We start from the raw sequence: 26,015 nt of genomic DNA, 5'->3' as shown, positions 1-26,015 counted from the left end.
CATTTTTAATGATGCTTCTGAGTAAACCGCTTTCGTGGCTTGAATTGCGTTCAGCGGGCACTCAACTATAAGAGATACATACGCTGAACAGCGAAGCAGGAGGTCTACATGCACGTGTTTATAGCAGGCGCCAACGGGCAGATCGGGCAACATTTGTTGCAGGAGATGGCAAACAGCAATCACGAGGCCCGGGCGCTGGTCCGTCACCCGGATCAGGGGCCGGAACTGCAGAAGCTGGGCGCCACCGAAACCGTATTGGGGGATCTGGAGCACGACTGCAGTGAGGCCATGCGCGGCTGTGATGCCGTCATCTTTACCGCGGGTTCTGGCCCTCATACTGGCCCGGATAAAACCATTGATGTGGATCAGGACGGTGCTATCCGCCTGGTAGACACTGCCAGGGCCATGGGTATAAAGCGGTTCATCATGGTGAGCAGTATGCGCGCCGAGGAGCCGGAGAAGGGCCCCGAAAAACTTCAGCACTATCTTCGGGCCAAGCGAAATGCCGATGAACACCTGAAGAACAGCGGCTTGAATTACACCATTGTGCGGCCGGGGCGGCTGACCAATGATGACGGTACCGGCAAGGTGGCGGTGAGTGAACGGCTGGCCTCTTTCGCGGAGATTCCCCGGCAGGACGTGGCTCGGGTGCTGCTGGCCGTGCTGGACTCGGATAACACGGACAACCGGGTGTTCGATGTGGTTTCAGGCGACACGCCGGTGGTTGATGCCCTGGCAAAGCTTTAATTCCTACCAGCTGAGCATCACCCGGCCGAAGATACGATCGCCGAGGCGAATATCCCGGGTGCCCGCGTCCAGATCCTGGTATCGAACGCGGGTGTCGATACTGGCGCCTAGCCCCAGCACAACCGCAGGCCACGAATCATTGCCAAAGCCGAGCCGGTAGCTCAGTTCCGCCCGCCATTCCCGAAGATACAGCGCGCTTTCAACCTCGCGGGACTTGTCGAGTGTGGCCCAACGGTCGCCCGCGCGCTCCATCCGGATGGTCCAGCGATGATCGGCGTTTTGCCACTGCAGCAAAACGGGCAAATCCATCAACCAGTGGCCGTTATCCGTGGACTGCGCCCATCTCAGCCGCGGCAGCCAGCGAAACGAACCGAAGCGATGATCACCGCCAACACCCACGCTCAGGTCTGAGCCCTCGTGCCAGGCTCTGAATGCAGCGAGGCGGCCATTGAGTACCTGGCGGTGGAAGTCCTGATGTTTGAACATATTGGAGGTGCCTGCGACGCCCACTTGAGTCTCCAGGTGATAAAGGTTGTGTTGCCACTCGCCCCCGAATGTCAGCCGGTGCAGGTGGCCGTTGTGGGCCGGAGTGCCCGTGCGTATGCGAAGCGGCTGGTAATCGTAGTCCAGGCCAACGGTGGAGGTTGCGCCTTGATAGCGCCAGCCCAGCTCCCGCTGGGAGCGGCTGACGTCTTTGGCGGTGGGCTCTTTGCCGGGCCAGCTATACGGTTGCCAATGACGATACTGCAGGTAGAAAGTGCCTGCAGCGTTAACCGGGCCAGGTTGCGCAAGTGAGATTAACAGTATGGCCGTTGCAGCTGCTTGTGTTGCTGTGGGCCGATGTCTGCTTTGGGCACTGGAGTCGCGGAACACCATGGGGCCTGCCATTGTTCGGGGTGTCATCTAACCATAGCGCTTGTTCAGGCAAGTTGGTTTCTTTCCTGATAGGCTTCAGTTTATATATGGCCGCTTCGGGCGGTGAAACCGGTATTGGTTCCCTATAATGGAGTCTTCATGAGCGATAACCCCTTGGCCCAGATTCTTGAGATGGATGGCGAGGAACGGTATGACTACTTTCTGGATGCCGTCGCCGACGAGCGCGAAATCTGGATTCTGATCAATACCGACAATCAGTTTTTGAAAATTGTCTCGGAAGAGGACGGTGTTGGGTATTTGCCAGTTTGGCCGGGTGCTGAGTTCGCGGCGGATTACGCCAAGGATTCCGGCGACCTCTCACCGAAGGCGGTCTCTTTGCCTGACTTCTTCAAGAAGTGGGTGCCAGGTTTAACCCGGGACGGCTTGGAAGTGGGTGTCTTCCCCGGTGGTGAGGGTGAATTATGGATAACCCCGGCGGAAGAACTCAAGCGTGATCTGCAAGAGGTGATGTCCAGCTCGTTCTAGTCTTACATGGGAGGTGGCGGAGGCTTATGGCTGATAAAGAGCTACGTACCAAATCCGATAAACAGGCCATCGACCAGTTTATCCACCAGGTTCGCACGCTGCCCGCGAAGGGGGGTGGCGAGGGGCGCCTGATCTTCGCTCTGGATGCCACCGCCAGCCGGGAAGCAACCTGGGACCAGGCCTGCCATCTTCAGAGCGAGCTGTTCATGGCTACCAAAGATTTGGGAGGCCTGGCCATTCAGTTGTGTTATTACCGTGGCTTTGGTGAGTTCAAGGCGACCGGGTTTGTGAATGAGACCGGCCAGCTGCTGAACCTGATGAACGGCGTGTCTTGCCTGGGTGGCCGCACCCAGATTAGCCGGGTGTTGGCCCATGCGGTGAAGGAAACCCGGGCAAAAGCGGTAAAAGCCGTGGTGTTTATCGGCGATTGTTGCGAGGAGCCGGTGGATGAGCTTTGCCACTCCGCGGGCGAACTGGGCCTGTTGCGAACGCCGGTGTTCATGTTCCACGAGGGGCATGATCCCCACGCCAAGGCGGTGTTCCAGCAGGTGAGCAAGTTGTCTGGCGGCGCTTACGTACCCTTTGACCGAAACAGCCCGCAGGTACTGAAGGATCTTATGGCGGCTGTCGCGGTCTATGCTTCCGGGGGAGCAAAAGCCCTGGAGGATTTTTCCAGCCGCAGTTCTGCGGAAGTGAAACGTCTTACTCAGCAAATCCGCTAGCATTTGCTGAGTAGACTGAGAGAACCCGGAGTATCTGAGTGCCACTAACGCTGTTGGTTATTGTGTTAACGGTTGTTGCGTGGGTCTGGCTGCGCAGCCAGCCGGCCAGTCAACGCAAACCGGCGATTATCAAGCTGACGTTGATTGTTGGGATCGGGTTGGTGTTGGTTATGGCTGTTACCGGCCGGCTGCATTTTCTGTTCGCGTTATTGGCGTTTCTTTACCCGCTGTTGCGCAGGGTGTTGCCGTCAATACTGACTGGGAACCTACCGGGCGGTGGCCAGGCGAAAACGGGTAATCAATCCCGGGTCGCCAGCGATATCCTGGAAATGAGCCTGGACCACGATTCCGGAACCATGAGCGGCAAGGTTCTTAAAGGCCCAATGGCCAGGCGAGCGTTGTCGGATCTGAGCGAGAGCGAATTTCTGGAGCTTCTGCAGTACTGTCGTATGGAAGACGAAGACTCTGCCCGCTTGCTGGAAACCTATCTGGACCGCCGTTTTGGTGATTCCTGGCGCGCGGATGATCAGGGCGATACCGCTGGCAGCGAATCCGGCCAGCAGTCACGGGCGGGCGGCCCGCTTACCGAGGCCGAAGCGCTGGATATCCTTGGCCTGGAACCCGGCGCCAGCGAAGAAGAGATTGTTCAGGCCCATCGCCGGATGATGCAGAAAATGCATCCGGACCGTGGCGGTAGTAACTATCTGGCGGCACGTATCAATGAGGCGAAGGAGCGGCTCTTGGGCTGATGCATTCACACAAGGTCTGCAGGGTTTCTTCACTGGATTTGCCGCTTTAACTGACAGACTTCCGCTTCTGCCTATATATTCGGCGCCACAAGCATGCTAAAACGTCTCCGCCCAGCGGCTGCAGGCGTTGTACTGGCTTCGGGCTCTCTTCCGTTCATCAGGATATCAGCATGTCAGACAAGTTCTTTTATAAAGGCCGGCAGGATGCTCGCCAGCATCACACCGATTACGGCGGGTTTAAGACCAAGGCCAGTCAGAAAAGCGGCAGCAAGAAATTTCCGCTAAAACTGGTGGTAACCAGTGAGGCACGCAAGCAAGAGATCGAAGCCCAGGTGGCCGAGGCCGGGCTGCACGCCAACATTACCGTAGACAGCCGCGAGGGTGCGGTTGAATCCATCGCCGAGCTGACGGTACTTCTGAACAAGGTTGCGACGGTCGTCACCACGAAAACGCCGTCGCGTAACGACCCGTGCAGTTGCGGCAGTGGCTTGAAGTTCAAAAAGTGCTGTGGCTGAAGGTGCGGCGAACTAAGAGAGCAACATTATGATTGTTTGTGGCGTTGAACTCACCGCGAGCGACGCAGTGCTGTGTTTGCTGAAACTGGATCGGGGGCTGATCAGCTTGCCGGAATGCAAGGTGCGCAAGCTATCGCTGGTTAAAAACCACACCCGCGAAGACCTGAAACAGTTCCAGGCGGCGTTCGCGGAACTGATGGCAGAGCACGAGGTAACCCGTGTCGCGATCAAGGAACGCATGCCCAAAGGCAAGTTTGCCGGCGGAGCCATCAGCTTCAAACTGGAGGCGACGATACAGCTCATTGCCGACCCGGATCTGGATATCAGGTTGCTGCCTCCTGCTCTGATCAAATCTACGCTGGCTGCCAACCCGCTGCCCATTCATTTTGAAGCGACCGGTTTGAAAGCCTTCCAGGAAACCGCCTTCACCGCAGCCTATGTTGGATTGATGGCGAAGTAATGGGGCGTTATCCGCAGAACGGCGTTTGGAGCGAGCATGGCGAAGCAACCCACTGAAGCCCAGCAGCGGGCTACGTTGAAGCGGCTGGATAAGTTCAGCCGTTTGATGGACAGCAGCATTGGCATTCCCTTGACCCGCTTCAAGTTTGGCGTCGAAGCCATTATTGGGCTGGTGCCGGTGGTGGGAGACTTCGTAGGCTTGGTGTTGTCGAGTTATGTCCTGATCGAAGCGCATCGGGTTGGCGCAAGCAAAGCCGTGAAGCGACGCATGCGGCGCAATATGATTATCGATTTTTTGGGCGGCCTGTTACCCGTGGTTGGCGACGCCTTTGATGCCATCTACAAAGCCAATACCCGCAACACTGGATTGCTCAGAACGTACCTGGAGCAACAGTTGGCTGTTGAGCCAACACCACCGCCATTCCCCTGGAAGACGCTGATAGGGTTGTCGATTCTGCTCGCGCTGTTTACCGGCGGGTTAACGTTGATACTCTGAGACCTGTTTCGCGGCGATAATCGTCCGCTCTTGAGCTATCCTGATTAGTCTCAGGCCAGACACTGCATCGCATTTGATTCTGGCCAATGCCCTGACAATAACAAGACCAGTGAAAGGGAACACCGCTATGGCTCACTACGACTTCATTATTGAAGGTGGCCGCTATTTCGATGGCACCGGCGCCCCGTCTTCCATCCGCACTCTGGCGATCAAGGATGGCCGAGTTGCCAAGGTCACTGATGAGGCCATCGATCATGCTGAGGCGGATCGGGTGATTGATGCCTCGGGCAAATGGGTGACGCCGGGGTTTCTGGATACCCACACCCATTACGATGCCGAGCTACTGGTTAGCCCCAGCCTGTCGGAATCCGTGCGCCATGGTGTAACCACTGTGCTGGTGGGCAGTTGTTCCCTGAGCATGATCTGCAGTGAGTATGAGGACGCTTCCGACATTTTCACCCGGGTGGAAACCGTGCCCCGGGAGCGGGTGCTGCCGATTCTGAAGGAACACAAAACCTGGTCTACCCCCAAACAATGGGTGGAACATGTCAAACAGGTGCCGCTGGGGCCAAATGTGATCAGTTTTCTGGGGCACAGTGACCTGCGGGTGGGTGTTATGGGCCTGAGCCGGGCCACCGACCTGGCGATTCAGCCCACCGAGGACGAAATGCAGACCATGGAGCGATTGCTGAAAGAGGCCCTGGATGAAGGCTTCCTGGGGCTCTCCACCATGTGCCTGAAATGGGACAAGGTGGACGGCGACCGGGAGTGGTCCAAGAGCCTGCCCAGCACTTACGCTAAATGGAAAGAGGTGGCGCGCCTGAACAGGCTGGTGCGCCAGTATAACCGTGTGCATCAGGGGGCTCCGAATGCCGCCACGCCGCTACAGATTCTGCAGTACGTGCGCGAATGCCTGGGTTGGCTGCGCCGGCCCCTGAAGACCACACTGATCAGCCAGATGGATCTTAAGGGCAGTGCCTACCTAACCAACCTGACCCGCCTGACCTCTGTGTTTACCAATGCGTTACGGGGGGATTTCCGCTGGCAGGTGTTGCCCACGCCGTTCACGGTGTATGCCGACGGCATCGATGTGGTGTTTTTTGAAGAGTTCGGCGCCGGCGAAATGGCCCTGGACCTGAAAGACGCGGTTGAGCGCAACGAGCTCCTGAAAGACGAAGCGTACCGGCGTAAGTTCCGTAAGTTCTATGGCGAAAAACTGAGCCCGAGGGTGTGGCAGCGCGACTTTGGTGACGCCATGATCATCGACTGCCCGGACCAATCCCTGATTGGAAAGAACTTCGAGGAAGTGGCCAAGGCCCGGGGCGTTCATGTGGTGGACCTGTTCCTGGACCTTGTCGTGGAGTTCGGTAAGAAAATCCGGTGGTACACCACCGTGGGCAATCACCGGAAACAGGTGCTCAAGCGGATCGTCAAAGACCCCCGCTCACTCATTACCTTCAGCGACGCCGGCGCTCATATCCGCAATATGGCGTTCTACAACCTGCCGCTACGCATGTTGAAATTGGTGCATGAATCCATTGATGAAGGCGATCCGATCATGACCATGGAGCAAGCGGTGCATCGCCTGACCGGAGACCAGGCCGACTGGTTTGGCATCGACGCCGGGAAAATCCGGGAGGGAGACAGGGCCGACGTGGTGGTGCTGGACCCATCAGGATTTAACCAGAACCTGGAGCAGGTGCACTGGGGTGACATGGAGAATTTCGACCTTCAGCGCCTGGTTAACCGTAATCCCGGTATCGTGAAAACTGTGATTATCAACGGCAAGCTCGCAGTGGATGAAGAAGAGATCTTACCTGCACTGGGGCGTGACATGGGATTTGGGAGGTTTATTCCAGCCGGTTAATAGTTTCGTGATCGGGTCTCAAAAACGTTAAAACAAATGCATAAAACAGAGAACGTTTTGTTACTGTATTAACACGCTTACGCCTCAGTTCAGGAGAAACACAGCTGTGTTTGATGGCCAGGGAAGTCAGGAAGTCGGCGCCGCTTCGAAGTACCTCAACCAAGATTCCGGTTCGGATCAACCAATGAAAGCCCCCCGAGCCTGGTGGTGGGACTTCATTCTTCATGCATCCACGTTTGGGTTATACACCATGTTCTGGCTGGTAGGGCGACTCCGTGAGGTGCGTCGTTTAGGTCAGCATGAGGTAAAACCCTGGCTATGGTTTTTCGTGCCGCTGTTCCTGATCGCCCAGTTGATTGCATTACCCAGGCTGACTCGTTATCTCCGCGAGCTTGAGCAGGCAAACAGGGTGCCTGCCTGGGGCGCGAGTCGCTACGTATGGATAACGGGCGTAATACTGGTCTCCGCCTTTTTTAATGTTCAGGAACGAATTGCCACTCCGCTGTGGACATTCGTGTTTGCTATGTTGGTCTGGGGGGCTTTGTTCACCATTCTGGAAGCGCGGTTCAACACACTGAAGCGAAACCTTGATAACCCGCCGGTTGGCGATGCCGGTCGCGGTTATAAATGGTGGGAATGGTTGATTGCAGTGCCCATGGTCTGTGTCACCTTCATCGCCTTGCCGTACCTGAGTCTTGGCGCTCTTGGGGTTTATGACATCGACGAATTGGCCGGTGGATAAGTGTACATCGATGCCGAGGGGCGTTTTCAGTTTCCGGTGCCAACGGAAGGCTGGGTTCGGGTCAGTCCGGGTACCTTCGCCCAGGACGAGGCGCTACTCGAAATACGTGGGCCGGCTGAGGACATTTGGGCCATTGTGTACCACTACGAGGGGATGTCTCTTGAGGAGCTTGCACATAACCGGCGGCAGACACTCTACGGCAGTCTCAGGAGAGCTGGCTGCGAGGAATTTCGACAGTTTTCCGGGGACAGTCTTAACGTTTCAACCCAAATCACCTGCACGGGTATGGACTTGAACACGCCTTCTATGTGGACAACAGGGATTGTTGAGAGCGAACACGGCGTCTACGAACTTATCGTTCATATGACGACTCCTGCCGCGACGTACCAACGGCGGAAGCCGGAGCTGCTTCGAATGACTGAGGAGTTTGAAGCGTTATGAGGTGGCTACTACTGGCGCCGTTTTTGGTGCTCTCTTCGGGTGTCTGGGCCAAGCCCGCCATACAGTGGAATAGCTCCGAATTTTCGGCGCTTCATGAACTGGCTTCCGGGCTTCGCGGTAAGGACGATCTACCGGGCGAGTTAACGCGCCTGGAGTTCAAAACCGATATCAAGGTCGATAAAGATACGGTTCGCCGACGGGTGAGGGACGTTTGGTATTACCCTTCCAGCACGGATGTGCAGAATAACGGAACCGATCGCATCTACTTTGATGAGCAGACCGATCAAGTGACCATTCACCTCGCTGCGTCTATCGACGCAAAAGGGCGCTTGCACGCCTTTGAAGCAGACAACCTGAAAATTACCAATGTAGATAACGGCAACACGTTTACAGACCGGCGTCAGGCAGTGGTAGCGCTGCCTGGCCTGGGAGCGGGTAGCATCGCAATGCTCGAGTACGAGATTGTGACAGACCGATCTCGCCTGGAGATGGGTTGGACTGATATCTACTCGTCCCAGATTATGGTGCCTGTCAGTCACTGGGCCCTGACGGTGGAGTGGCCGGAGGATGAGCAGGTTGACTGGGACGTTGGCGGGCACTGGATATCATGCGAGGGTGACAATAACGGACTATCGTGCTTGGGTGCGGATATTCCTGCGGTTCGGTTTGCCGGCGAGGTTAGCTGGGCCGACGAAGTAGACCACCTGATCGTCGGCGAAGCGAAAGGCTGGGATGCGGTTATTGATCGTGCGCGATCGGCATTTGATCAGGCGTTGGCCGATACCCGTGGTAGCGACGAGCTTCTGGTGGAACTTGAGACCGGTAGGCTAACGCAGTCTGAGCAGATTGCCAGGATTCATGAATTCGTAGCCAGGGATATCAGGTACGTGTCCATGTCGGAGCTTGGCCATGCGGTAACGCCCCATTCTGTCGCCTCCACGCTCTCCTCACGGTATGGAGACTGCAAAGACAAATCGGCTGTGCTTCACCATTTATTGAAGCTGATTGGTGTTGAGGCCTTTCCTGTTCTGGTGGCGACACAAAGGAATGATCCGTCCCGGCTTACGGTTCCCAGTATGCGGTATTTCGACCATATGGTGGTGTGCTTTGAGCTGGAGGGAAACACACACTGCCTGGACGCGACAGATGCCCATACAGACTGGCTCCACACCCCCGCCTGGATTCAGGGCAAAGTGGCGTTGAAACTGGAGCCGGGGTCGGAACCCGATGAAATTGCCGTTGCACCCTTTCGCTGGAAAGTTCGCGTGAACAGCGAGTTGAACTTCACGGGGCAGGGGGGAGCAACAGAACAGCAGAAACGAACCTATATCGGTGAGTATGCGGGGATTTTTCGTAGCTTCCTCTCTGGAATGGATTCCGATAGCCGAAGGGAATGGGCCGTGCAGAACTATCAAGAGCAGGTGGCTGATACGGTGGAGCCGGCATTCGAGTTCGTCGGATTTGAATCGTTGGCCCCGGAAGTCAGCGTTCGGTCGGATACTGAGTTTGATCCGTTTCTGAATCCGGAGGAAGCCATGTCCTATTTTGAGCAAAGTGCCTGGCTGAATCAGGAGATCCATAGTCTTTATCTTGAAAAAAACGGGCGTGCTGCCCGCTTCCCGGGATTACAAGTAACGACAACCTATCGGTTTGACGTGGGTGCAGCCTGGTCCCTGACGACCCTGACACCGGAGTTTGACTACTCAAACGATTTCGGACGTATGGTGCGCCATGTGCAACGACGTGGTAACCAGACTCTGGATGTCGTCACTGAGCTTGAGATCCCTGAGCAATCCGTTCCTCAGGGAGAGGTTGACCGATTCAATCGGTTTCTGGATGTGCTGGTAAGAGAATCCCGGATCAGTTTTTCAGGCGAAGTGCTTTAATTGGGAGTTAGTGGCGAAAGTTAAGCTCCTTTTGCTCGTTCAGGGTTTTCACCTCGGCACATAACTCCGCGGTGGGCCGTGCCAGCAGCCTGGGTATCCCGATGGGCTCGCCAGATTCCAGGCAGTACCCATAGTCACCGTTGGCAATGCGCTTCATCGCCGCATCTATTTTCGGCAACAGGCGGCGCTCCCGGTCGACTATGCGCAGGGCCAGCCGGGATTCCTCCTCATATGAGGCCCGGTCTGCTTCATCGTTCATTTCCGGAGGGCTGGCCAGCTGTTGCTTTGCCGCTTCAATGTTGTCCATGGTTTCCTGGCGCAGGTCTTCGAGCAACTGTCGGAAGAACGCCAGCTGCGCCTCGTTCATGTACTCGTCGGCGGGCGCCTTTAACAACTCATCTTTTGTCAGTGTCATCTGATGTTAGTCCCAGGCCGGAAACGGATCGTTCAGCGTTTTCCAGAAAGACTTTCCGGCCAGCAGCTGCTCTTCATCCAACAGGCATTCGTCCAGTTGGCGGGTGATGCTGTCCTGGTCGAGATTCTGGCCGATAAACACCAGCTCCTGGCGCATATCGCCGAATGGCTCTATCCAGCTTTCCATAATCGCCTGGCGATACTCCGGGTCTTCGGGCCAGTTTTTTTCCGGTACTGCTTTCCAGAACATTCCGGCAAACCCGTGACGGGCAATGCCGCCCGCCTGGCTCCAGTTGCCGGCAAACTCCGGGCGGGTGGCGAGCCAGAAATAACCTTTTGAGCGAATCAGCTTTCCACTTGAGACGCCCTGGTGCAGGAAATCATAGAACTTTGCCGGGTGGAACGGGCGGCGGGCCCGGTAGACGAAGCTGGAAATGCCGTATTCCTCGGTTTCCGGAATATGCTCACCGCGCATTTCTTTCAGCCAGCCGGGCGCCTGCTGGGCGCGTTCAAAGCTGAAGCGATTGGTATTGAGCACTTTGTCCAGCGGCACGGCGCCTTGTTCGATGGGGAGGATCTCTGCTTCAGAATTCAGGCTGCGCAGCACGCCCCTGAGCCTGGCCAGATTGTCTGGGGACACCAGATCGGTTTTGCTGATCAGCAGAATGTCGCTGAACTCCACCTGGTCTACCAGCAGATCCGCCACGCTGCGTTCATCTTCTTCGCCGAGGCTTTCTCCGGTTTCCTGTAACGATTGTGCCTCGTCATAGTCTTTCAGGAAATTAACCGCATCCACCACAGTCACCATGGTGTCGAGCCGCGCGATATCCGACAGGCTGACGCCATCTTCGTCGGCGAAGGTGAAGGTTTCGGCTACGGGCAGTGGCTCTGAAATTCCTGTGGACTCGATTACCAGGCAGTCAAAGCGACCTTCTGCGGCCAGCTTGCGCACTTCGATTAACAGGTCTTCACGCAGTGTGCAGCAAATGCAGCCATTACTCATCTCCACCAGCTTCTCTTCCGAGCGATTCAGCGTGACTTCCTGTTGTACTTGGGCGGCGTCAATGTTGACTTCACTCATGTCGTTGACGATGACCGCCACTCTCTTGCCGTCGCGATTGTTCAGGATGTGGTTCAGTACCGCGGTTTTCCCGGCACCGAGAAAGCCCGATAGAACAGTAACCGGAAGTCGTTTTTCTGTGAGCGGCATTGATCTTCTCCTGAAAGGGTCGGAGTTTCGGTTCTCGTTAATGTATATGTTATAACATAACATTAGCTACGTCGATATTCAGCGCTTCTCTCCCAGGCTTTCCAGATGGTAACCGCCAAAGCCTGTCGTGTCGGCTAACATGTACGGCCTGTTTGTTCGTGTTCAGCCAATGGCGGTGGGTAGGTTCTGGTTATGGCCAAGAGGTCTTTTGTTCGCAAATCGTTGCGTCTGGTGGCGATGGCGCTCGGTGTCGTTATCGCACTGCTGTTGCTGGCTATTCTGCTGTTCCGCTTTGTGAACCCTCCCACGTCGGCGTTTATGCTGGCGTATCAACTCGATAACCCGCCCCGGCCGTTACGGCATGAGTGGGTGCCGCTGTCGGATATTTCTCCGTGGATGCCGCTGGCGGTGGTGGCCAGTGAAGATCAACGGTTCCCCCATCATCGTGGCGTGGATGTGGATGCTATCCGTAAGGCTGTGTCGGAGTACAAGGCGGGGGAGGGGCTGCGGGGCGCCAGCACAATCACCCAGCAAACCGCCAAGAATCTGTTTCTGTGGAACGGGCGCAGCTTTGCTCGCAAGGCCATTGAGGCGGGCCTGGCCGTTACCATCGACGGCCTCTGGCCCAAGCAGAGAGTGCTTGAGGTGTATCTGAATATCGCGGAATTCGGCCCGGGTATCTACGGTGTGGAGGCGGCCAGCCAGGCCTACTTTGGCAAGCCGGCACGTTATCTTTCCCAGGCCCAGGCTGCACGCCTGGCCGCTGTTTTACCAAACCCGAAGGTTCTGAGCGTGAACTCTCCGTCGGCCTATGTGCAGGAAAGGGTCGACTGGATTCAACGGCAAATGGCCCAGCTTTCCGGGCTGCGGTATCTTGAGGGGCTGTAATAGCCGGCTGCATCGCAGTCGGCTATTCAGTTCCTGCAATTTTTACCGGTCCAGGTACTGTGACAGGTGGAGTGCAAAGCTGCCATTGTTCTCTGCACTATAGCCGGCGTAAAGCTTGTTGCCATCAATGGCAACGCTGCCGGTGGTAATCTGCACGCTACGGTCTACTTTTGATTCCGCCACGCGGCTGCCGTCGCTTTCGTACTTGGCGTTGAAACCACCGCCAACCACAAACAGGTCAGACCCTTTCAAGGCGGCATCTTTAATGATCCCGTTGCGCGATGTTTTATTCCAGACGGTCCTGCCGGCACTGTCGAGTTTAACGATACGGTGACCATCAGAGTTGGAAGACGTCAGCAGCAGGTCGCCACGATAGTCCTCGAACACCAGGGCTGGCCCGGGCAAGCCGTAACTCTTGTAAGCCGCGTCGAAGGTTCTGGTCCACAGCTTGTCGCCGGCCGGCGTGTAGCGGGAAATGCGGGCGCCACCGTTGTCTGCCAGCAGGTTGGTCGCCACGATGTCGCCGTTCATGGTGAAGATGACTTCGCCGGCCGGGTACTCACCGGTTACACCGGTTTGCTGCCAAACTTGCTCTCCGTTTGCGTTGAACAGGCTGACAGCCTGGCCGCTGGCAACGACGAAATTACCGTTGGCACTGGCGGTTACCGAGTGCGCGGTATGCTCCGGATGCTCAATGTGCAGCAGAGGCGTGCCCTCCAGATTGAATACCCGGGTGTTGGGCCCGGTTACGTAAAGCATGTCGTTGCTGAGACTCAACGCGCGCATTTCGCTGTTGTCACTGAGCTTATAGCGCCAGCGTTCGTTGCCATTGGCATCAGCGCTGATCAGCCAGGCACCGGCAGACGACGTATTTTCATCGAGAACCTTGAACTGATTGGCCAGGATGTACACGTTGTCCTGGCCATCAATAACCATGGCAAGGGCGCTGTCGTCACTGCGGTAGTCCCCGGTGGCCAGATCGAAATCGACCGCCCAGAGCCGTTGGCCGTTATCGGAGTAACGGACAAGCAGAATATCCTGCACTCGATTGGCCAGACCGGTGCGAATGGTCGTACCTGCGACCATGACATCACCGTAGCTGTTGACCGAAAGATCTTCCAGCCAGGTCAGGCGATCGGGTTCCACGTTGGCTTTGTGGTTATACAGTGCGGTCCACTCGGGCTTGATGGTTGCGGTACAGGCGGCGATCAGAACCAGGGAGAACAGAAGGGTAAGGGTTTTCTTTCTTGCAATAGTGCGCATAGAACAACACTCCGTTGTATCAATAGATTTCCATGGGTTACTGCGCTCACGGAAGCGATGTTGTTCTTGGATTGGCTTGGTAAGCAGGGGTCGAAAGTCTATTGAAGGGAATTAGGTAATACACACTAGGTTGCTCGACAATGCCGGTAGGGAGTCAGGAGCGGCGTTCCCAGTCGGGAATCTCGCTATTTTTTCACAAACGTCAGAAACACGCCCGCTGCGGTTGCTGCTGCACCACCGATCAGATACCACATGGTTTCATCCGTGAAGCGACCGGTCAGCGCTTCGGTAACCTGATTGCCAACAGCCTGGCTGGACTGATAGCCAAAGTAGAGCAGGACAACGCCTACCACCACTAACACGACACCGACCAGTTTTGAACTTCCCATTGCAGTTTCCCCGCTGACATTCTAATGAATTGTTCATGGCGACCTATTAGTCAACTAGGAGTATAGATACGCCGGGCGTCAGCTCGCCACCCTGGTAATGGTACCTTGAGCCACGGCGACCATCCTCTCTTCGCCGTTATCCGTCGCCACAATCTCGCACTGGCACACGGCCTGGCGCTTGCCAGAAGAGAGTACCCGTGCCCTGGCGATCAACTGGTCCCCAATAGCTGGGCGGAGGTAGTTGATTTTGTATTCGGAGGTGACTGAATCCCCCAAAACCGAACCTCCGGCATAGGTCAGTGCATTATCAGCGAGGTAGCTGACCACTCCGCCGTGGACAAAACCGTGCTGTTGCTTGAGCTCTTCTTTCACGATCAGGCTCAGTTCCGCTTTGCCAGGTTCAAATGCTTTCAACTCAGTGCCCAATAGTACGCTGAACGGTTGTTGGGCCAGGATCTGTTTGCCAAATTCGAAAAGCTCCCCCATGGCGGGTTCCTCCTGTGCGGTGCGCCGGTTAGCGGGTATGTTTGATGTTCATATCGATCAGGGCATGAAACACCTCCTGGCCAGAGGTATCCGTCACAGAGACAGGCACCCTGACCGTACCCTCCTCGGACCAGTCGAGGCTGGAGCCGTCGGCGGTAGCAGTGAGGTCGGTTTTGGCCTTCTTGAGATATTTGACGGTCATGCCAGAGGGAATCCAGCGTGCCCCCTTGGGAATTGAGGCGTCGGTGAGCAACCCGCCGGCCAGTTCCGCCATGTTGCACATGGCAATCGCATGAACGGTTTTCAGGTGATTGGTGACCTTTCGGCGTTTTTTCATGGTGACCACGCAGCGGCCCGGGGCAAGAGTCTCTACCGTTGGTGAGATGCTGGAGAAGTACGGTGCGGTCTGGCAGACCGCACGACTGAACAGGGTTTTGCCCATGGGCAGACGGCTAAGCCGGTTGTAGAGGCTGACAACATTCACAATGCATTCTCCTACGCTAGAAAAGGGCGGTCAGGAGATAGTGCCAATATTTGGAATTTATTTCTAGAATAATATTCTAGTTTTTTGAGAGAGCTCGCCAGGCGGCCTCTGCAAAGAGCATGGTGTGTTCTGAAGGCGGCGTTGGCACCCGTCCGGCCAGCCAGGCCCGACAGTAGTTCTCAGCCTGCCCAAGCAGCAGGGAGGCATAGGTTTCCCGTGGCAGGGATCGAATGTCGCCCTGGCTTTGACCCTCAGCCAGCCAACGGTGAATCACACCGTATTGCTCACGGTTCCTTTGCGTCAGTTCCTCCCGGTAGGGGCCTGCTGCCACACTGGCCCGCGCCAGAAACATGAAGCGAGCAAGTTCCGGCTCGTTGGTAACCCAATCCATGTAACGGGTAACCAGCGCTTCAATAACCTGTCGAGTGGTACCTGCGGCTTCTATCTCTGGCCATACGTTTGCCCTGTGATCGTCCAGGGCCGTGAAAAACAGCGCTGCGGCCAGGCCCTCTTTGTTGTGAAAATGGTGGTACAGGGTGCCAACACTGGCCCCGGAACGCTGGCGGATGATATCAATGGTGGTGGATTCAAGGCCGTGCTCAAGAAAGCAGGTCAGCGCGCAGCGAAGTATATGGCGTTTGTTGGCTTTGCGGGCACCGGGTAAAACACGGTCAAAAGCGTCCAGCGGCATGGGTTTCTCATGTCATGGTATTTAGAAGGTTATTCTAGAGAAATCTTCTGCCGGTTGTCGCGGTTTGTGGGGCGGGTTCGGTGCTGAGGGAGGTGTTTATGAACGCTCAGTGGTTTCAGATACTTGCAGACTTGTTGCTAGTGTTTCACACCCTGTTGGTTGTGTTTGTCATCTTTGGTCTGGTGGCTACCCTGGTCGGTTACTTTCGCCAGTGGCATTGGGTTCGAAATCTCTGGTTCCGGCTAAGCCACCTTGTGGTTATTGGTATTGTCGTGCTTCAGGCCTGGCTTGGCGTGCTGTGCCCGCTGACGATCTGGGAAATGGAACTGCGAGCCAAGGCCGGGCAGGGTGGTTATGAGGGCTCGTTCATTCAGCACTGGCTGGAAACCATTCTGTACTACAACGCGCCGGACTGGGTTTTTATTCTGGTCTATACCCTGTTTGGGACGTTGGTTGTGGCAAGCTGGTTTCTGGTAAAGCCCCGACGCTGAAAGCAGTATCAGGGTTGCAAGGTAAACCGCTCAGTAACGGTATAAACGGAGCCTCCTGGCCCAGGTGTGCTCTTGTAAAGTACGAAGTCTTGAACCGGCATCAATCCAAACAGGGTGCCTTGGTGGCTTTCAAGCAGCGAGGCCACCGAACCCGCCGGATGTCGAAAACGGCTAAGCGTGATATGCGGTTTGAAGCTCGGGTTTTCGAGTGTGAACCCGTTGTCGGTCAACGCGGTTGCCAGATTTTTCTGGAGCTCTCTGAGTTCATTCTCCGGAGATACGCCCGCCCAGAGGATCTTGGGTTTTTCCGGAGAACCGAAACACCCCAGCCCCTGCACATTAAGCTCAAAGGCCGATTGGGTAACTCCCCTCGCCAGATCACGGGCCACGGCCACCTGCTGATCTTCTACCTGGCCAAGGAACGCCAGGGTCAGGTGCAGTTGCCCGCGGCTTTGCCAACGGGCTCCCGCCACTTGTGTTTTGATTTGCAGGAGGCTCGTCTTGATGGCCTCGGGAATCTCAAGCCCGAAAAACAGCCTTGGCATAAGGCGTTCAGTAACAGGAGTTGGGGGAAGTGTCCGGATTAATCTCGCCGGCGACTTCCTCCGGGTCAATGCCGTGACTGACCAGTACCTCCCGGACGAAGTTCACCTGCGCCAGAATGCGGTCGGCGTCGTCGCCGTATTCGTAGCGGTTGATCTCGACCGGCTGGGGCATGAAGGTGAACGCGGTTTTCAGTGCTGTCAGGGTGTCCTCGTCAATCATTGGCATTCTCCTCAAAGGCACAGGTCAGTATCGTACTTGATGATATCCCTCTTGATCAGCAATTTCCCATCCCGAATAGACGCCAGTACCGGTTGTTGTCCCATCAAAACCTCATAAGGCGTTTGACCCTGCTGAACAATGCACCGTGCCGGCAGTCCTTTGGCGATACCGTACTCTTTCAGATCCAGCGCAGCGGCACCGTTGTCGGTAATCAGTTCCAGGGATCGCTCGATCTGGCTCATACCGAGCATGTGGCAGGCATGCAACCCTACATCAAGAGTGCGCAGCATGTTGCCATTGCCGATGGGGTACCAGGGGTCGCGGATGGAGTCCTGACCGAAGGCGACTTTCAGGCCGGCGTCCAGCAGTTCTGGTACGCGGGTCAGGCCGCGGCGTTTCGGGTAGCCGTCGAAACGGCCTTGCAGGTGAAGGCTTTCGGTAGGCATGGACAGGAACCGCAGGCCGGATTTTTTCAGCAGGCGGAACAGGCGGCTGCAATAGGCATCGTTGTACGAACCCATGGCACAGGTGTGGCTGGCCGTTACCCTTGAGCCGTAGTCCAGGCGCAGGGCTTCGGCGGCGAGCACTTCCAGAAACCGGGATTCCGAGTCGTCGATTTCATCGCAGTGCACGTCCACCAGTCGGTCGTTCTTGTGGGCCAGTTCCATCAGCCAGCGCACTGACTCAACGCCGTAATCCCGGGTGAACTCGAAGTGGGGGATGCCGCCCACCACATCGGCGCCCAACCGCACAGCCTCTTCCATCAGTTCTCGACCATTCCTGAAGGAGAGAATGCCCTCCTGTGGAAACGCCACGATTTGAAGATCAACCAATCCGGCTGTCTGCTCGCGAACTTCCAGCATGGCTTTGAGGGCTGTCAGGCTGGGGTCGGTAACGTCGACATGCGTACGAACATACTGAATACCGTGGGCAGCAAACAGCTTGAGGGTTTCGGTGGCTCGGTTGATGACATCTTCACGGGACAACATCGCCTTGCGCTCGGCCCAACACTCGATGCCTTCAAACAGGGTCCCGCTCTGGTTCCATCTTGGTTCACCTGCGGTCATGGCAGCATCAAGGTGAATGTGAGGCTCAACGAATGCCGGGGTAACCAGGTTGCCGGCAGCATCAAGTTCGTTGTTTCCGGCGGGAGTTTGTACAGGTACTGGGTGTATGTCTGTAAAACGACCATCGGCAATGGTGAGTTTATGCAGGCCCTCCTTGCCCGGTAAGCGGGCATTAACGATAGCATTCAGTGATTTGGTCATTTCGTCTCCTGATTCTGCTGCGCAGATGGTGCAGGCTTTAAAAGCAGATGGGCCAATAGCCTGGATTTGAAAACGTCTGCTTTGTCAGTTTCCCGCGATAGGCTGTCGGTGAGTTGGTTTATTCGGTTGCGAATGGTATTCCGATGGCAGCCCAGCAACTTTGCCATGGCGCTTTGGTTACCGAGGCACTGGATCCACGCCTCTATGAGGTCGGTCGAGCTGGCCAGGTTGTCGGCATCAAATGATTCAGTGCCGGTATGTTCTGACATCACAATAGCCCTGCCGATGACTTCAGTCACTTCAACCATCGGCAAAGAATAGGGCTGCTCAAACAATGGCAGTGCCAGATCGTCGGCCAGTGCGCACAGTGTTTTGGGTAGCTGACCAATGTACGCATCCCCGGTAAGAACCACCAGCCCGGCTACGTTGCACTGCTTACCCTCATACAGGCATTCCGCCAGATTCTGTGGGCTGCGATGGCGGCTGATGCCGGTTACAAATACCAGTTCGCCACCTTTAACCCAGTCTTTGAAGGAGCGATTCTCCGCGAGGTAGGGCCAGCGTACCGGGTTGGTGGCGGCTGCACTGCCACCTCGCAGCCGAATTGCGTCGAGCCCGGGAAGTCCCGGAATGTCGTTGCAGCGAAGTGCCATCAGGCGGTTCCCATAACCAGTGCCCGCCGTTCACGTACTGCCTGGCCGACCACCAGAATCACGCTGTAACTCAAAGCGGCTACGAGTACGCCGACGATTGGTGCAATCCAGGGTGAGCTATAGGCAGCGGCGGAGCCGATTGCGTAAGCGGCAAGGCCAGGCAGGTTGAACGCAGGTAGTGATGCGGTAGCCAGATCCGGGTATTGGCGTTTATAGCCAATAAAGTAACTGGCCATGATGACACCGCCGATGGGCGGGATAAACGTACCCAGCAGTACAAGAAAGGGAATCAGCCACTGATACATGCCCATCACGGCCAGAACCGTGCCTATGCCGGCGCCCACAACAGTGACCAGTTTTCGGCTGCGGGTGCGGACCAGGTTGCAGCCGGCCACGGCAAAGTTATAGACGGTGTTGTCCTGGGTGGTCCACAGGTTAAGGAACAGCATCAGGATACCCAGCGTTGCCAGTCCTTGCGCCACCATAATGTCGACAATGTCTGCCTGTTGATAAACCAGGGCACCAAAGGCGCCGATCAGGGTCATCAGGCCGTTACCCAGGAAGAATGCCAATAGTGTGGCAATGACGGCCGTTTTGCCTGATTTGGCGAAGCGGGTCCAGTTGGTGGCCTGTGTTCCGCCACTGACAAAGGTGCCGAATACCAGGGTAATGGCAGCCGCTACGGTCATCTCGCTGGCTGGCGTGATGGACAGCAAACCGCTAAGCCCGCCGGCATCCGATGTGGCAATCGTCATACTCACGGCGACCAGAATGATCATGGCGGGTACCGCCACCCGAGATAGCCATTCCAGACCCCGATAGCCGATAAATGCCGTTACGCAGAAAGCAAAACCGAACAGAATCATCAAAGGCGTGGTCATGCCCTCGGGCATGCCTGTCAGCTTGACCAGAAGTATCGCCATGGTGGCCGTTCCCCAGGCGTACCAGCCAATCTGGGTGAAGCCAAGAATGAAGTCGGAGAGTTTGCTGCCCAGCTCACCAAAGGTAAACCGGCTCATCAAGGCGGTGTTCAACCCGGTTTTTGCCGCGATATAGCCAAGCATGGCGGCATAAATTCCTAGCAGCAAATTACCGGCGGCGAGCACCATCAACATGGTAGGGAAATCAAAGGCGACCCCGACACTGCCGCCGGCCCACATGGTGGCGGTGAAGAAGGTAAAGCCGAGAAGCACCAATCCCATAGACCAGACACTTTTTCGTTTATCCAGTGGTACCGGGCCAAGCGGGTAGTCCTGTTCTTGTGAGCTTGTTTGGGTTGCCATGAGGTTCACTCCGAGTTGTCTATCAACATATGGAGTGTTCGCAACGTTTATGCCATTTGTGGTTTGTTGGCATAAAAGTGAGTAACCATCGGGCTGAGCTTGTGCAAAGTGCACAAAAGGTGGTGCTGAAGCAGGTATGGATTAGCAGATTTGCGTGGAGTTGGTGCGGTTTTGGGGAGCGGGCATAATTATGGTGCACCGGGAGTCCGCCAGGGACTCCCTACGGGCTTTAATGTCACGTAGCTAAAACCTTCGGTGTAGTGTGCCGTGAAGGTCAACCCGGAATTGCGTCCGGAGATTCGGGTAGAACCTGCCCGCCATCAACAATGATTTGCTGCCCGGTGATGTAGCGGGCCTCCTCGGAGGCCAGGAAACAGGCGGCGTGGCCTATGTCGTCAGGGGTTCCCAGCGTATGGGTGGGAATGGCAGCACGCATCTGGTTGAGGTATTCCTCTCCCTGCGCCTGAAGACCTTCTGTCAGCACGTTACCGGGCATCACCGCGTTGATGGTGATGCCGCTATTGGCCACTTCCAGGGCAGCGCTGCGCATGAACCCCAGTTGGCCTGCCTTGCTGGCGCCATAATGGCTCCAGCCCGGGAAGCCAGTGACCGGGCCGGTGATGGAAGATGTCAGCACGATGCGGCCGTAACGCCGTTTCTTCATGTGTGCCATGGCAGCCTGTACGATGAAGAACGTGCCTTTCAAGTTGACGTTGTGTACCTGATCCCACTGGGCCTCGGTCATTTCGTCCAGGTTGGCCTGCGGGAAAATGCCGGCGTTTGAGCACAGTATGTCCAACTGCCCGAACTGCTTTTCAATCTCGGCAATCGCAGATTGGCAATCACTTTGCCGTGTCACGTCCAGCTTTAGAAACAGCCCACCAAGTTCGTTGGCTACTTGCTGGCCGGCTGCTTCATCAATACCGCCAATCACGATTTTGGCTCCGGCTTTATGTAGCACCCCGGCAATACCTTTGCCGATACCATGTTCTCCACCGGTCACCAGTGCGACACGATTTTCCAGGCTGAACATATATCTTCTCCTTGTGCTCAGATTACGCGTTGTTCGATAGAGCTTAGTGGAAGTTGTCTCGAGCTTCTAGAACAGCCCGATTTGCGGCGTTGAAACGTTCACTGGCAGAGGCTCCAGCTCCGGAAGCTTTTCCCGCAGAAGCTCCGTCCAGAGCGAGGCCAGTGCCACTGCGTGGCCGTTGTCGGGCATGTGCATGAAGACATAGGGCTGAGTGCCAGCCGCTACCCAGGCTGCCACTCGCTGCACCCAGGGTGCGAGAAATGCCCGGTTGGTCTCAAGGTCGGGATGCCCTATGTAGCGAATCACCGGCGATGCATCGCTGGGGAGGATGTGCACCGGAACTCGGGGCTTCTTGCGCTGGGCATCGACGGTTGATTCGCAGTCGGGCGTTGCCGAGAACAGCGCCCGGCTATCCAGTACAACCCGGGCGAGCTTGCGGGCCCGCAAGCCTTGATTCAGGGCACGCTCCTCCTCACCCTTGGCAAAGAACGCCGGGTGCCGAACTTCTACGGTCCAGTCCAGAAATTCCGGTGCGGTATCCAGAAAGCGCCAGAGTTGATCCAGCCGCTCCGGGCCGAAGCCTGCTGGTAGTTGCAGCAACATGGGGCCAAGCACATCATTTAGCGGTTCAATCAGCGACAGAAAGGCCTCGAGTTCATCGTCAGCGCCGCTCAGGAAGCGTTCGTGGGTGATGGCTTTAGGCAGTTTGAACAGGAATCGAAAGTTGTCCGGAACCTGCTGCCGCCATAGCTGGCACTGTTCGCGGCTGGGGCTGGCGTAAAAGGTGGTGTTGCCCTCAACGGTGTTGAATACCCGGGCATATCGTGCCAGAGGCGTGCCGGCGGGTGGCAGTTGGCTGTTCCAGTTCGGGTCTTGCCATTGAGGGCAGCCAATAAAGTAGGGCAATGCCATCGCTCTTCCGTTGCTGTGCTGTGGATAAATTGATCACTTAAGGCGGGCGGATGAACCGGTTGATCAAATAACCTACGCATTCCACCAGCCCTTGTGGTTAAAGGGTTTGCACTGCCTATCCTTTCGTTCCTAACAAAGTTATCCACAGATGTTGTGGGTAAAACAGACCGTCAAAGCTGAACTTTTCCCCGGAGCGCCTTGGTTTTGCCCTTTTTCGTTTTACTGTCCACTCGCCGCCGTTGTGACCCCTTGGTAGGCTTGGTTGGGCGCCGGGCCTTCTTTTGTTTTACCGCTTCCTGAATGAGCTCTTTCAGTCGCTCCAGCGCATCCTCCTTGTTTAGTTCAAGAGTTCGGAAAGACTGGGCTTTGATCACGATGATGCCGTCTTTACTGATGCGCTGATCTGATAATGCCATCAGCCGTTCCTTGTAGAAAGGCGGCAAGCTGGAGTTGAGGATGTCGAAGCGGAGGTGAACGGCGGATGCCACCTTGTTGACGTTTTGCCCGCCAGCGCCTTGCGCGCGTATCTGGGTGATCTCAATTTCCCAGTCCGCCAGTTCAACGGCGTTGGAGATTTTCAGCATGGGCTTCCATTTAACTGCAGAAAGTGGATTCTGGTGTTACGGTGAGCCTAATCAATTTTCAGGGGTATGTCATGAACGTTCTGGTATTGGGAGCCACAGGCCTGACCGGGCGCCTGGTGGTCGAAAAGTTGCTAAAGCACACCGGTGTCTCATCCGTGGTGGTGCCGGTGCGCCGTTCACTGGGTATTGATAGCCCGAAGCTGGCGGAGCATGTAGTCGACTTTGAGACCCTGGAGTCCCATGCTGCTATCTTCAAGGTTGATGCCTTGATCTGCTGCCTGGGCACCACGATCAAGAAAGCGGGCTCGCAAGAAGCATTCCGTAAGGTGGATTACGATTACGCCTATAGGGCGGCCAAACTAGCCAAGGCGGCGGGCGTGAACCGATTGATCCTGATGTCTGCCATAGGGGCCTCGTCCCGGTCCACGGTTTTCTACAGTCGCGTGAAAGGCGAGCTGGAGGATGCGGTGCGAGGTCTTGGGTTCAATTATCTTGCCATTTATCACCCAAGCTTGTTGCTGGGCGACAGGAAGGAACACCGTACCGGTGAAGCGTTGGGGATGGCCGTAATGCCGCTGGCCAACCGCGCATTGATTGGACCACTGCACAAGTATCGCGCCATCGAGGCGGAGACAGTTGCCGAGGCGATGGTGAATGAGCTAATCGAGTTTACCGGGGCCGAAAACTCCCGAGCCGCAATTAAGGTTCGGGAGTACGACGATATCCGGAGATTGGCCACAAAGAGTTAAACGAGCTGCCCTTGATTCAACCTTTCGAAGCGCTTTGGAAAGAGCCTTCGGCAGGCTTGGTTCAGTGGCTTTTCAACGATCTCGGGTAAACGAATGCCCAGCGGGTTAGACTCGGCCATGGCCTCGTTGGCGATTACCCGGGTGCCCATGATGTAGTCGAACCAGGGGCGTGTTACGCACCAGTTGGCATCCTGGTTGGTGTTCATGTGGTGGTCGTAGTGCCAGGGTATCGCTTTTTTACCCCACTCCGGTTCCAGGTGAGAGCGCCGGTGTACGTAAAAATAACGAGCAGCGGCGTAGTAGGTGCCCAGGGTAAAAAACGGGGCCACCGGCATCGCCAGGGAGGTAATGGCGGTGAGCTTGAGCAAAGAAATAACTTCATCCCGGGTGCGCCAGTTGCTCAGGCCTTCCGCGTAACCATCATCCTGGTAATCGGTGGTGCGCACGATTTTGTGGTGCTGCCAGTGGCTCTTCATGGATTTGGGGATTGGGCTGTAGCGCGGCTGCCCAGGCCTGGGCGTGCCATGCAGGATGTACTTGTGGGCGTACCATTCGAAGCCGTTGGCAAAGATCAGGGCGATGGGAAAACCAATCATGGTCTGGCCTCTTTTTGTGATTGTTGTTCTATCCTGTCATAGCTTCGGATGAATCCTTTTATTAATTTGCGCCAGGTTGGCGGTTTCATTGGCGGGATATGACAGTACGGGCAGTCAGCAAAGCAGTGATCGTTTGCCGGAGGGGGCTGTTGGCGACCAGTCTGATTCTGGCCGGTCCTGCACTCGGGGCCGAGTCGCCAGACGAGGCGTGTACTGTCAGTGACATCCAGCCGGAAATGATTGATCTGGACAAACCACGGGATCAGCTGGCGCGCCAGAGCAATCTCGTGATTCCCCCGGGTGCGAAAATTGGCAGCATTCGAATCATTCAGCGCCCCATTTTTGATACCAGCGACCCAAAGCAGGATAACTTCCTTTACCGCGCCCTCAATACACTCAACACACCGACCTGGGAGTCGGCCCTTCGTTCCCAGTTGGTGTTTTTTGAGGGCGACATCTACAGTCCCGGGTTGCTGGAAGAGTCTGAGCGGGTCTTGCGGCAGCGGGAATATCTGACAGCGGCCTGGGTGGGGGTTACCCGCCTTTGTGGGGATGAGGTGGAGGTGAGTGTTCTGGCGCGGGATACCTGGACACTACTGCCAACCCTGGGTTTGACCAGATCCGGTGGCGAGAATACCACCAATGCGGGCATCTCCGATCCGAACTTCCTGGGTTCCGGTAAGAGCCTGGGAATTTCCTACACCAAGGACCCGGACCGCTCCGAAACCAGTTTGTTTGTGGACGATCCCAATGTCGCTGGCTCTCACTGGCAGGCGGGTTTTTCCTACGATGACCGCAGTGATGGGAGGGGGCGGAGCGCCTATCTGGAACGGCCATTTTTCAGCGAGCGCACCAACTGGCGCTTTGGCTTGGCTGGCGTGGACGATGTCCGGGAGGAGTCCCGTTACGTGGGGGCGCAAGCCATCGCCGATTATCGCCGTAGCCGGGAGTATTTCAGTGTTGATGGCGGATGGCGCCTGGCTGAGCGCAACGAGCGGCAGCTCCGCCTGCTGGCGGGGTATCGCTACGAGGCGTTCGGATTTCAGTCGTTACCTGATCAGCCTGCCCTGGATGTGTTGCCGGATGATCGAACCCTGAGCTATCCATGGATTGGTTTTGATTACCGCCAGAACCGTTTTCGCGAGATGACCAACCTGACCCGTTTACAGCGGGTTGAAGACGTTCGGGATGGTTTCTTGTGGCGCACGGAATTGGGTTATTCAGGCTCAGGGTTGGGGGCAACGGAAGATCGGGTTGTTCTGAACATGAGTTTTCAGGACTCGTTGCTGGCGACGGAAACCAACTACGCCAGCTACGGCCTGAATCAGAGCGGCACCTATCGGCTCGATCAAGAACGCGTGGAGAATCTCCTGGGCACCCTCAGCCTGGAGTACTTTCACGGTGGGTCCGTTCGTTGGACCGGCTGGTACACGAGTCTTGCGTTTACCGCTGCTCGTAACCTGACCGCCGACCAACAACTGTTGATTGGAGGTGAAAACGGGCTTCGTGGCTATCCCAGTGAATACCAGCAAGGGGACCGAAGGGTTTTGTGGACACTCGAGCGCCGGTACTTCCCCGACTGGCATCCTTTCAAGTTGTTTCGGATGGGCGGGGTTGTGTTCGTTGATGCTGGCCGCGCCTGGTTTGCTGACGGTCAGAGTAACGGGCCGGACGGTGGCGTGTTGAGGGATGTTGGGGTTGGCTTGAGGTTGGCATCCAGCAGAGTTGAAGTACAGAGAATGTTGCACTTTGATCTGGCGTTTCCCCTGGATGGGGACGACAGCATTGATGCTTTACAGGTGTTGCTGCGGGGGAGGAGCCGGTTCTGATT

General features: G+C 56.3%; 32 protein-coding genes. 15 read left to right on the top strand and 17 right to left on the bottom strand.

Translation table 11 applies throughout. The annotated features are described in order from the left end of the window. Window positions 1–108 precede the first annotated feature (108 nt). Window positions 109–747, top strand: a complete 639-nt coding sequence (locus RVM24_RS11330; protein WP_106694872.1) for an SDR family oxidoreductase — start codon at window positions 109–111, stop codon at window positions 745–747. Between the two features lie 3 nt (window positions 748–750). Here RVM24_RS11330 and RVM24_RS11325 read toward each other — a convergent pair whose 3' ends face one another. Beyond that, window positions 751–1,650, bottom strand: coding sequence for a hypothetical protein (locus RVM24_RS11325; protein WP_374812462.1), 900 nt, complete (start codon window positions 1,648–1,650; stop codon window positions 751–753). A gap of 111 nt (window positions 1,651–1,761) precedes the next feature. Here RVM24_RS11325 and RVM24_RS11320 point away from each other — a divergent pair, with 111 nt between their 5' ends. The 10 genes from RVM24_RS11320 to RVM24_RS11275 all read left to right on the top strand — a co-directional run bounded on the left by RVM24_RS11320 (window position 1,762) and on the right by RVM24_RS11275 (window position 10,025). Beyond that, a complete protein-coding gene (locus tag RVM24_RS11320; RefSeq protein WP_138437062.1) occupies window positions 1,762–2,148 on the top strand; it encodes a DUF2750 domain-containing protein in 387 nt (128 codons plus the stop codon). Window positions 2,149–2,174: 26 nt separating this feature from the next. Next, window positions 2,175–2,870 carry a VWA domain-containing protein gene (locus RVM24_RS11315; RefSeq protein WP_138437063.1) on the top strand — a complete coding sequence of 232 codons (696 nt, stop codon included), beginning with the start codon at window positions 2,175–2,177 and terminating at the stop codon, window positions 2,868–2,870. A gap of 38 nt (window positions 2,871–2,908) precedes the next feature. Continuing rightward, a complete protein-coding gene (locus RVM24_RS11310; protein ID WP_374812461.1) occupies window positions 2,909–3,619 on the top strand; it encodes a DnaJ domain-containing protein in 711 nt (236 codons plus the stop codon). Between the two features lie 170 nt (window positions 3,620–3,789). Continuing rightward, entirely contained in the window at window positions 3,790–4,134 is a 345-nt protein-coding gene (locus RVM24_RS11305; RefSeq protein WP_374812459.1) for a PBPRA1643 family SWIM/SEC-C metal-binding motif protein, read from the top strand. A gap of 28 nt (window positions 4,135–4,162) precedes the next feature. Further along, the gene (locus tag RVM24_RS11300; protein WP_374812457.1) at window positions 4,163–4,594 is read left to right on the top strand and encodes a DUF3010 family protein; all 432 of its coding nucleotides are present in this window, start codon (window positions 4,163–4,165) and stop codon (window positions 4,592–4,594) included. 36 nt (window positions 4,595–4,630) lie between these two features. Further along, the gene (locus RVM24_RS11295) at window positions 4,631–5,089 is read left to right on the top strand and encodes a DUF4112 domain-containing protein (RefSeq protein ID WP_374812455.1); all 459 of its coding nucleotides are present in this window, start codon (window positions 4,631–4,633) and stop codon (window positions 5,087–5,089) included. A gap of 127 nt (window positions 5,090–5,216) precedes the next feature. Then, window positions 5,217–6,956: an N-acyl-D-amino-acid deacylase family protein gene (locus RVM24_RS11290; protein ID WP_374812453.1), complete on the top strand. Its 1,740-nt coding sequence runs from the start codon at window positions 5,217–5,219 to the stop codon at window positions 6,954–6,956. Between the two features lie 184 nt (window positions 6,957–7,140). After that, a complete protein-coding gene (locus RVM24_RS11285; protein ID WP_431474001.1) occupies window positions 7,141–7,698 on the top strand; it encodes a hypothetical protein in 558 nt (185 codons plus the stop codon). Next, a complete protein-coding gene (locus RVM24_RS11280; RefSeq protein WP_431474000.1) occupies window positions 7,699–8,139 on the top strand; it encodes a hypothetical protein in 441 nt (146 codons plus the stop codon). It abuts the gene before it with no gap. Beyond that, window positions 8,136–10,025: a DUF3857 domain-containing protein gene (locus tag RVM24_RS11275; protein WP_138437068.1), complete on the top strand. Its 1,890-nt coding sequence runs from the start codon at window positions 8,136–8,138 to the stop codon at window positions 10,023–10,025. The genes RVM24_RS11280 and RVM24_RS11275 overlap by 4 nt, the downstream gene beginning before the upstream one ends. A gap of 7 nt (window positions 10,026–10,032) precedes the next feature. On the opposite strand, the gene dksA is transcribed toward RVM24_RS11275, so the two are convergent. Both dksA and zigA read right to left on the bottom strand, forming a co-directional pair. Then, the gene (dksA, locus tag RVM24_RS11270; protein ID WP_374812451.1) at window positions 10,033–10,440 is read right to left on the bottom strand and encodes an RNA polymerase-binding protein DksA; all 408 of its coding nucleotides are present in this window, start codon (window positions 10,438–10,440) and stop codon (window positions 10,033–10,035) included. A 6-nt stretch (window positions 10,441–10,446) separates the two neighbouring features. Continuing rightward, window positions 10,447–11,649, bottom strand: coding sequence for a zinc metallochaperone GTPase ZigA (gene zigA, locus RVM24_RS11265; RefSeq protein ID WP_374812449.1), 1,203 nt, complete (start codon window positions 11,647–11,649; stop codon window positions 10,447–10,449). Between the two features lie 192 nt (window positions 11,650–11,841). On the opposite strand from zigA, the gene mtgA reads away from it, so the two are divergent. After that, window positions 11,842–12,537 carry a monofunctional biosynthetic peptidoglycan transglycosylase gene (gene mtgA, locus RVM24_RS11260; RefSeq protein ID WP_374812448.1) on the top strand — a complete coding sequence of 232 codons (696 nt, stop codon included), beginning with the start codon at window positions 11,842–11,844 and terminating at the stop codon, window positions 12,535–12,537. A 42-nt stretch (window positions 12,538–12,579) separates the two neighbouring features. Here the strand turns inward: mtgA and RVM24_RS11255 are convergent, their stop codons facing one another. From RVM24_RS11255 to RVM24_RS11235, 5 genes are all read right to left on the bottom strand, one after another. Continuing rightward, window positions 12,580–13,800 carry a PQQ-binding-like beta-propeller repeat protein gene (locus RVM24_RS11255; protein WP_374812446.1) on the bottom strand — a complete coding sequence of 407 codons (1,221 nt, stop codon included), beginning with the start codon at window positions 13,798–13,800 and terminating at the stop codon, window positions 12,580–12,582. A 185-nt stretch (window positions 13,801–13,985) separates the two neighbouring features. Continuing rightward, entirely contained in the window at window positions 13,986–14,189 is a 204-nt protein-coding gene (locus tag RVM24_RS11250; RefSeq protein WP_374812444.1) for a DUF3185 family protein, read from the bottom strand. A 78-nt stretch (window positions 14,190–14,267) separates the two neighbouring features. Next, a complete protein-coding gene (locus RVM24_RS11245) occupies window positions 14,268–14,675 on the bottom strand; it encodes a PaaI family thioesterase (RefSeq protein WP_374812442.1) in 408 nt (135 codons plus the stop codon). A 28-nt stretch (window positions 14,676–14,703) separates the two neighbouring features. Beyond that, window positions 14,704–15,117, bottom strand: coding sequence for a hotdog fold domain-containing protein (locus RVM24_RS11240; RefSeq protein ID WP_143151209.1), 414 nt, complete (start codon window positions 15,115–15,117; stop codon window positions 14,704–14,706). 118 nt (window positions 15,118–15,235) lie between these two features. Then, a complete protein-coding gene (locus RVM24_RS11235) occupies window positions 15,236–15,850 on the bottom strand; it encodes a TetR/AcrR family transcriptional regulator (protein WP_374812440.1) in 615 nt (204 codons plus the stop codon). A 98-nt stretch (window positions 15,851–15,948) separates the two neighbouring features. Here RVM24_RS11235 and RVM24_RS11230 point away from each other — a divergent pair, with 98 nt between their 5' ends. Continuing rightward, window positions 15,949–16,341: a DUF2784 domain-containing protein gene (locus RVM24_RS11230; protein ID WP_374812438.1), complete on the top strand. Its 393-nt coding sequence runs from the start codon at window positions 15,949–15,951 to the stop codon at window positions 16,339–16,341. 8 nt (window positions 16,342–16,349) lie between these two features. Here RVM24_RS11230 and thpR read toward each other — a convergent pair whose 3' ends face one another. The 8 genes from thpR to arfB all read right to left on the bottom strand — a co-directional run bounded on the left by thpR (window position 16,350) and on the right by arfB (window position 22,839). Beyond that, window positions 16,350–16,886, bottom strand: a complete 537-nt coding sequence (gene thpR / locus RVM24_RS11225) for an RNA 2',3'-cyclic phosphodiesterase (RefSeq protein WP_374812436.1) — start codon at window positions 16,884–16,886, stop codon at window positions 16,350–16,352. A gap of 7 nt (window positions 16,887–16,893) precedes the next feature. Next, window positions 16,894–17,106, bottom strand: a complete 213-nt coding sequence (locus RVM24_RS11220; RefSeq protein WP_044383963.1) for a hypothetical protein — start codon at window positions 17,104–17,106, stop codon at window positions 16,894–16,896. Between the two features lie 11 nt (window positions 17,107–17,117). Then, a complete protein-coding gene (gene codA, locus RVM24_RS11215; protein WP_374812434.1) occupies window positions 17,118–18,374 on the bottom strand; it encodes a cytosine deaminase in 1,257 nt (418 codons plus the stop codon). Continuing rightward, window positions 18,371–19,027 carry a PucR family transcriptional regulator gene (locus RVM24_RS11210; RefSeq protein ID WP_286251276.1) on the bottom strand — a complete coding sequence of 219 codons (657 nt, stop codon included), beginning with the start codon at window positions 19,025–19,027 and terminating at the stop codon, window positions 18,371–18,373. Before RVM24_RS11210 ends, codA begins: the two co-directional genes overlap by 4 nt. Then, on the bottom strand, window positions 19,027–20,310 hold the full coding sequence (gene codB, locus RVM24_RS11205) for a cytosine permease (protein WP_374812432.1): 1,284 nt from the start codon (window positions 20,308–20,310) through the stop codon (window positions 19,027–19,029). Before codB ends, RVM24_RS11210 begins: the two co-directional genes overlap by 1 nt. A 274-nt stretch (window positions 20,311–20,584) precedes the next feature. Then, a complete protein-coding gene (gene fabG, locus RVM24_RS11200; protein WP_374812430.1) occupies window positions 20,585–21,343 on the bottom strand; it encodes a 3-oxoacyl-ACP reductase FabG in 759 nt (252 codons plus the stop codon). A 66-nt stretch (window positions 21,344–21,409) separates the two neighbouring features. Beyond that, window positions 21,410–22,255, bottom strand: a complete 846-nt coding sequence (locus RVM24_RS11195; RefSeq protein ID WP_106694890.1) for a DUF72 domain-containing protein — start codon at window positions 22,253–22,255, stop codon at window positions 21,410–21,412. Between the two features lie 170 nt (window positions 22,256–22,425). Then, window positions 22,426–22,839 carry an alternative ribosome rescue aminoacyl-tRNA hydrolase ArfB gene (gene arfB, locus RVM24_RS11190; RefSeq protein WP_106694891.1) on the bottom strand — a complete coding sequence of 138 codons (414 nt, stop codon included), beginning with the start codon at window positions 22,837–22,839 and terminating at the stop codon, window positions 22,426–22,428. A 71-nt stretch (window positions 22,840–22,910) separates the two neighbouring features. On the opposite strand from arfB, the gene RVM24_RS11185 reads away from it, so the two are divergent. Then, the gene (locus RVM24_RS11185) at window positions 22,911–23,588 is read left to right on the top strand and encodes an NAD(P)H-binding protein (RefSeq protein WP_374812428.1); all 678 of its coding nucleotides are present in this window, start codon (window positions 22,911–22,913) and stop codon (window positions 23,586–23,588) included. On the opposite strand, the gene RVM24_RS11180 is transcribed toward RVM24_RS11185, so the two are convergent. Beyond that, entirely contained in the window at window positions 23,585–24,184 is a 600-nt protein-coding gene (locus RVM24_RS11180) for a sterol desaturase family protein (protein WP_374812426.1), read from the bottom strand. The genes RVM24_RS11185 and RVM24_RS11180 overlap by 4 nt on opposite strands. A 149-nt stretch (window positions 24,185–24,333) precedes the next feature. Here RVM24_RS11180 and RVM24_RS11175 point away from each other — a divergent pair, with 149 nt between their 5' ends. Then, window positions 24,334–26,013 carry a BamA/TamA family outer membrane protein gene (locus tag RVM24_RS11175; RefSeq protein ID WP_374812424.1) on the top strand — a complete coding sequence of 560 codons (1,680 nt, stop codon included), beginning with the start codon at window positions 24,334–24,336 and terminating at the stop codon, window positions 26,011–26,013. Window positions 26,014–26,015 lie beyond the last annotated feature (2 nt).

Source organism: Marinobacter sp. KM021, assembly GCF_050707965.1.
GTDB classification, from domain to species: domain Bacteria; phylum Pseudomonadota; class Gammaproteobacteria; order Pseudomonadales; family Oleiphilaceae; genus Marinobacter; species Marinobacter shengliensis.
Note: the sequence above shows the minus strand (reverse complement) of the source record. Positions and strands in the feature narration are given on the sequence as shown.

Excerpts from the sequence above, each read along its gene's own strand:
- arfB (WP_106694891.1), bottom strand. The coding sequence starts at position 22,839 with ATGCTGAAAATCTCCAACGCCGTTGAACTGGCGGACTGGGAAATTGAG.
- RVM24_RS11195 (WP_106694890.1), bottom strand. The coding sequence starts at position 22,255 with ATGGCATTGCCCTACTTTATTGGCTGCCCTCAATGGCAAGACCCGAAC.
- RVM24_RS11275 (WP_138437068.1), top strand. The coding sequence starts at position 8,136 with ATGAGGTGGCTACTACTGGCGCCGTTTTTGGTGCTCTCTTCGGGTGTC.
- dksA (WP_374812451.1), bottom strand. The coding sequence starts at position 10,440 with ATGACACTGACAAAAGATGAGTTGTTAAAGGCGCCCGCCGACGAGTAC.
- RVM24_RS11325 (WP_374812462.1), bottom strand. The coding sequence starts at position 1,650 with ATGACACCCCGAACAATGGCAGGCCCCATGGTGTTCCGCGACTCCAGT.
- RVM24_RS11220 (WP_044383963.1), bottom strand. The coding sequence starts at position 17,106 with ATGATTGACGAGGACACCCTGACAGCACTGAAAACCGCGTTCACCTTC.
- RVM24_RS11330 (WP_106694872.1), top strand. The coding sequence starts at position 109 with ATGCACGTGTTTATAGCAGGCGCCAACGGGCAGATCGGGCAACATTTG.
- RVM24_RS11185 (WP_374812428.1), top strand. The coding sequence starts at position 22,911 with ATGAACGTTCTGGTATTGGGAGCCACAGGCCTGACCGGGCGCCTGGTG.
- RVM24_RS11180 (WP_374812426.1), bottom strand. The coding sequence starts at position 24,184 with ATGATTGGTTTTCCCATCGCCCTGATCTTTGCCAACGGCTTCGAATGG.
- codA (WP_374812434.1), bottom strand. The coding sequence starts at position 18,374 with ATGACCAAATCACTGAATGCTATCGTTAATGCCCGCTTACCGGGCAAG.
- RVM24_RS11315 (WP_138437063.1), top strand. The coding sequence starts at position 2,175 with ATGGCTGATAAAGAGCTACGTACCAAATCCGATAAACAGGCCATCGAC.
- RVM24_RS11250 (WP_374812444.1), bottom strand. The coding sequence starts at position 14,189 with ATGGGAAGTTCAAAACTGGTCGGTGTCGTGTTAGTGGTGGTAGGCGTT.
- RVM24_RS11295 (WP_374812455.1), top strand. The coding sequence starts at position 4,631 with ATGGCGAAGCAACCCACTGAAGCCCAGCAGCGGGCTACGTTGAAGCGG.
- RVM24_RS11230 (WP_374812438.1), top strand. The coding sequence starts at position 15,949 with ATGAACGCTCAGTGGTTTCAGATACTTGCAGACTTGTTGCTAGTGTTT.
- codB (WP_374812432.1), bottom strand. The coding sequence starts at position 20,310 with ATGGCAACCCAAACAAGCTCACAAGAACAGGACTACCCGCTTGGCCCG.
- zigA (WP_374812449.1), bottom strand. The coding sequence starts at position 11,649 with ATGCCGCTCACAGAAAAACGACTTCCGGTTACTGTTCTATCGGGCTTT.
- thpR (WP_374812436.1), bottom strand. The coding sequence starts at position 16,886 with ATGCCAAGGCTGTTTTTCGGGCTTGAGATTCCCGAGGCCATCAAGACG.
- RVM24_RS11210 (WP_286251276.1), bottom strand. The coding sequence starts at position 19,027 with ATGGCACTTCGCTGCAACGACATTCCGGGACTTCCCGGGCTCGACGCA.
- RVM24_RS11285 (WP_431474001.1), top strand. The coding sequence starts at position 7,141 with ATGAAAGCCCCCCGAGCCTGGTGGTGGGACTTCATTCTTCATGCATCC.
- RVM24_RS11240 (WP_143151209.1), bottom strand. The coding sequence starts at position 15,117 with ATGGGCAAAACCCTGTTCAGTCGTGCGGTCTGCCAGACCGCACCGTAC.
- RVM24_RS11255 (WP_374812446.1), bottom strand. The coding sequence starts at position 13,800 with ATGCGCACTATTGCAAGAAAGAAAACCCTTACCCTTCTGTTCTCCCTG.
- RVM24_RS11320 (WP_138437062.1), top strand. The coding sequence starts at position 1,762 with ATGAGCGATAACCCCTTGGCCCAGATTCTTGAGATGGATGGCGAGGAA.
- RVM24_RS11290 (WP_374812453.1), top strand. The coding sequence starts at position 5,217 with ATGGCTCACTACGACTTCATTATTGAAGGTGGCCGCTATTTCGATGGC.
- mtgA (WP_374812448.1), top strand. The coding sequence starts at position 11,842 with ATGGCCAAGAGGTCTTTTGTTCGCAAATCGTTGCGTCTGGTGGCGATG.
- fabG (WP_374812430.1), bottom strand. The coding sequence starts at position 21,343 with ATGTTCAGCCTGGAAAATCGTGTCGCACTGGTGACCGGTGGAGAACAT.
- RVM24_RS11245 (WP_374812442.1), bottom strand. The coding sequence starts at position 14,675 with ATGGGGGAGCTTTTCGAATTTGGCAAACAGATCCTGGCCCAACAACCG.
- RVM24_RS11235 (WP_374812440.1), bottom strand. The coding sequence starts at position 15,850 with ATGCCGCTGGACGCTTTTGACCGTGTTTTACCCGGTGCCCGCAAAGCC.
- RVM24_RS11305 (WP_374812459.1), top strand. The coding sequence starts at position 3,790 with ATGTCAGACAAGTTCTTTTATAAAGGCCGGCAGGATGCTCGCCAGCAT.
- RVM24_RS11300 (WP_374812457.1), top strand. The coding sequence starts at position 4,163 with ATGATTGTTTGTGGCGTTGAACTCACCGCGAGCGACGCAGTGCTGTGT.